3 protein-coding genes are annotated in these 4,005 nt (G+C 61.1%); 1 reads left to right on the forward strand and 2 read right to left on the reverse strand.

Features of this window, described 5'->3' with window-relative positions; genetic code table 11:
- A partial coding sequence (locus HOY34_RS21655) for a tetratricopeptide repeat protein (protein ID WP_216654882.1) occupies window positions 1-794 on the forward strand: 794 nt, incomplete at its 5' end.
- A gap of 702 nt (window positions 795-1,496) precedes the next feature.
- Here the strand turns inward: HOY34_RS21655 and istB are convergent.
- Together istB and istA are read right to left on the reverse strand one after the other, a co-directional pair.
- Entirely contained in the window at window positions 1,497-2,291 is a 795-nt protein-coding gene (istB, locus tag HOY34_RS21660; RefSeq protein ID WP_172366732.1) for an IS21-like element helper ATPase IstB, read from the reverse strand.
- A 7-nt stretch (window positions 2,292-2,298) separates the two neighbouring features.
- Complete coding sequence (gene istA, locus HOY34_RS21665) at window positions 2,299-3,822, reverse strand: IS21 family transposase (RefSeq protein ID WP_172366734.1); 1,524 nt, start codon at window positions 3,820-3,822, stop codon at window positions 2,299-2,301.
- Between the last annotated feature and the right edge of the window lie 183 nt (window positions 3,823-4,005).

Here is a 4,005-nt window from a genome sequence, read left to right on the forward strand (position 1 = left end):
CCGATGTCGACGCGATGACGCTGAACACCCGGCGTGGCAGCACCCTTTATCCGTCAAAGCTGATTGTCCGCAACGACGGCAGTTTTCGCTGGCGCGGCGTGGTCCATGAGGGGCTTTACTTTAAGGGTCAGGGCCAGGAGAAGGTACGCCATATCGAGGGCGATTATGCGGTGATCAATCAAAGCGCCGGTGCGCGTTCACGTGATCCCTCCACCTATTACCGCGATGCCCGCGCGCTGGTGCAGGCCATCGAGACCCTGCCTGCTGAAGACCAGGATCTGCTGCCGCGTTACACCTTCTATTGCGCAAACTCCTGGCGCGACGCCCATGCCCCGCAAGAGGCGATCGGATGGTATCGCAAGCGCATTGCGCTTGGCGGGTGGAAGGATGAGGTCTGTCTGTCCTGGCTTGGCCTGGGGATCGAGCTGACCAAAACCGACAACCCCGATGAGGCGCTGCTTGCCTTTCTCTCTGGCTACGAAACCAGCCCTGACCGGGCAGAGTGCCTGTATCAGGCGGCCCGGCTGGAGCGGATGCGGAAACGCCCGCAGCTGGCGCTGCTATATGCCGAAAAAGGACGCCGCTGCCCTATGCCCGATGCAGGCCGGCTCTTTGTCTGGCGGGATGTCTACCGCTACTGGCTAAACTTCGAATACCTGCTTTGCCTGAAGGACCTGGGGCGACCCGCCGAAGGGCACGAAGCCCTTCAGCAGATGCGGGAGGCCAGGGCCCCCGATCACCTATACGCGTTGCTCGGCCTGTCCCCGGACGGAACCGCGCCGCGCCAAGGGTGAAATACCCCCGGCTGAAAGAACCATCATGATCGCGCCGATCAGAGCAGCGCGTGCTATAGCGCTCCCTCGTGCCACGCAGATTCAGGACTCGCGCCTGCGACCTCAGAGATGACGACTGCAACGTATCATGCTTGGATCTGCGCGTGCTCCGCTACGCGCTTCCTGCCGAAGAAAGCTGAGATGGCAGCATGGAGCGCGCCCCGGCGCGATTGAGAATACCGAAGGTTGGGGGGGTGAAGGCCGGGATGGGCGATTGCCACAACCGTCTCCGAGAAATCCACACCCTTGCTCCTTACAAGTTAGCATCAAAAATCGTCGTGCGCCGTGGCTCCTGGCGAGAAATTGTGAACGTTGCAAACATCTTTTGTGAATAATGTTCACAGAGGTATTCGTGACAACAAACACTGACGATCTTGTCGGAATCAATGAAGTCGCACTGATGGCGGGCGCTTCAAAACAGGCGGGCGCCAACTGGCGAGTGCGCGTCTCAGACTTCCCCACGCCAGTGGCCGAACTAGCATCCGGACCAATCTTTCGACGCTCTCAGATCGCCCCTGGCTGCTGCGAAATAAACGCAAATGGAAGTCAATGACGCACGTATCTTCGACGATCAATCTGAAGGGAGGAGTTGTTGATTTCCGCGCGGAACTGACCCGGTTTTTCCATCGAGAAGTGACCCACCTTTAAGTTATGCGGCGGTGGTCATGTCTGGGTCAATACATGCGTGTTGTCCTTCCCCTTTCGTGTGGCGGCGGCGGTGCTTGCCTTGAAGCGGAAGCTGTCGTTTCCTGTCTCCAGAATGTGGCAGCGGTGGGTGAGCCGGTCGAGCAGTGCGGTGGTCATCTTTGCATCGCCGAAGACGCTGGCCCATTCGCTGAAGCTCAGGTTGGTGGTGATCACGACACTGGTGCGCTCGTAAAGCTTGCTTAAGAGATGGAAGAGCAGCGCGCCGCCTGAGGCGCTGAACGGCAGATATCCCAGCTCGTCGAGGATCACGAGGTCGAGGCGGGCCAAGTTCTCCGCGGTCTGCCCCGCCTTGCCTCTGGCCTTCTCCTGCTCGAGCGTGTTGACCAACTCGATCGTCGAGAAGAAGCGGACCTTCCGGCGGTGATGCTCGATCGCCTGGATGCCGAGCGCTGTCGCGATATGGGTTTTTCCTGTGCCGGGCCCCCCGATGAGCACGGCGTTCTGCGCGCCATCGATGAACTCGCAGCGGTGTAGTTGCCGGACCGTGGCCTCGTTGACCTCGGCCGCCGCGAAGTCATATCCAGCCAAGTCCTTGTAGGCCGGGAAGCGTGCAGCCTTCATGTGATAGGCGATGGAGCGCACCTCCCGCTCGGCCACCTCCGCCTTCAGCAACTGGGTCAGGATCGGCACAGCGACTTCGAACGCCGGTGCGCCCTGCTCGATGAGATCGGTGACCGCTTGGGCCATGCCATACATCTTCATGCTTCGAAGCATGATGACGACGGCACCGCTAGCGGGATCATGACGCATGACGATCTCAAGTGCTGGAAGCGCGCAGGTTGTCATAGCGCCCGACATCGGCCTTTGGCTCACGGCGCAAGAGTAGTGCCTGCGGGGTATCGACGGTCGGTCCGATCGGTCCATCCGTGGCTTTTCCGTCGATCAAGCGGTGCAGGATATTGAGGACATGGGTCTTCGTGGCGACGCCTGCGGACAGGGCCAGCTCGACGGCGGTCAGCACGACCTGTTCGTCATGATGCAGGACGAGGGCGAGGATATCGACCATCTCCCGATCCCCGCCAGCGCGCTTCAACATCAGCTCCTGCAGCCGGCGGAAGCCGTCAGGCAGTTCGGCAAAGGGAGCCCCATTGCGCAAGGCGCCCGGCTTACGCTGGAGAACCGTCAGGTAGTGTCGCCAGTCGTAGATCGTTCGTGGCGGCAGGTGATGTGACCGGTCGATCCGGCGCCCGTGTTCACACAGGATCTGTCCCTCAGCTGCGATGACGAGCCGGTCCGGGTAGACCCTGATGCTCACCGGTCGGTTGGCGAAGGAGGCAGGAACGCTGTAGCGATTGCGCTCGAAGCTGATCAGGCAGGTCGGCGAGACCCGCTTGCTTTGCTCGACGAAGCCGTCAAATGCCGGCGGCACCGGCATCAGCGCGGCCTGCTCGTGGGCAAAGATGTCCGCGATCGTGCCGGGAAGACGGCCATGAGGTATCTCCTGCCAGAGCTCGAGGCACCGCTGCTCAAGCCAGGCATTGAGGGCATCCAGGTCGGGGAAGTTCGGTATCGGTTGCCATAGCCGCGGCCGCGCATCCTGCACGTTCTTCTCGACCTGCCCCTTCTCCCAACCCGACGCGGGATTACAGAACTCCGGCTCGAAGACGTAGTGGTTGGCCATGGCGAGAAAGCGCATGTTGATCTGCCGCTCCTTGCCGCGACCGATGCGGTCCACCGCCGTCTTCATGTTATCATAAATACCCCGGTCGGGCACGCCGCCGAAGGCGCGGAATGCATGCCAATGGGCGTCGAACAGCATCTCGTGGGTCTGCAGTAGATAGGCCCGCACCATGAAGGCGCGGCTGTGTGAGAGCTTCGTGTGCGCGACCTGCAGCTTGGTCCGTTCGCCAGCGATTATGGCGAAGTCTTCGCTCCAATCGAACTGGAACGCTTCGCCGGGCCGGAACGCCAGAGGCACAAAAGTGCCCCGCCCCGTCGTGTTCTGCTCGCGCTGCCGGGCTGTTCGCCATTCCCGCGCGAAGGCTGCAACCCGGTTGTAGGAGCCGGTGTAGCCGAGCGCCGCCAGGTCGGCATGCAGATGCGTCAAGGGCCGGCGTTGCTTGCGCGACTTCGCGGCCTCGGTCTTCAGCCAGCCGGCGAGCTTGTCGGCAAAGGGATCGATCTTGCTCGATCGCTCGGGCACCGAGAACCTCGGCTCGATTGTGCCTGCCCTCAGATACTTCTTAATTGTGTTCCGAGAGAGTCCGGTTCGCCGGGCAATCTCCCGGATCGGCAGCTTCTGACGAAGCGCCAGGCGGCGGATGACGTTCAAAAGTCCCATGTGGATCACTCCAATGTCCCCCTGTCGCTCACTGCGTTCGGGGAAGGGTCACATGGGTTGTTGTTTCTCACCCAGAACTGAGCCGTTTAAGGGCATAATTTTCACTGAGAACTGAGCCATGTGAACCTTCCTCCAAAGCGGTGAGCGGCGGGGGCAACGGAGTGATCCACATGGGACTTTTGA

Source organism: Pseudogemmobacter hezensis (genome assembly GCF_013155295.1).
GTDB classification, from domain to species: Bacteria; Pseudomonadota; Alphaproteobacteria; order Rhodobacterales; family Rhodobacteraceae; genus Pseudogemmobacter; species Pseudogemmobacter hezensis.

Coding starts and splice junctions, on each gene's coding strand:
- istB (WP_172366732.1), bottom strand. CDS start 2,291: ATGCGTCATGATCCCGCTAGCGGTGCCGTCGTCATCATGCTTCGAAGC.
- istA (WP_172366734.1), bottom strand. CDS start 3,822: ATGGGACTTTTGAACGTCATCCGCCGCCTGGCGCTTCGTCAGAAGCTG.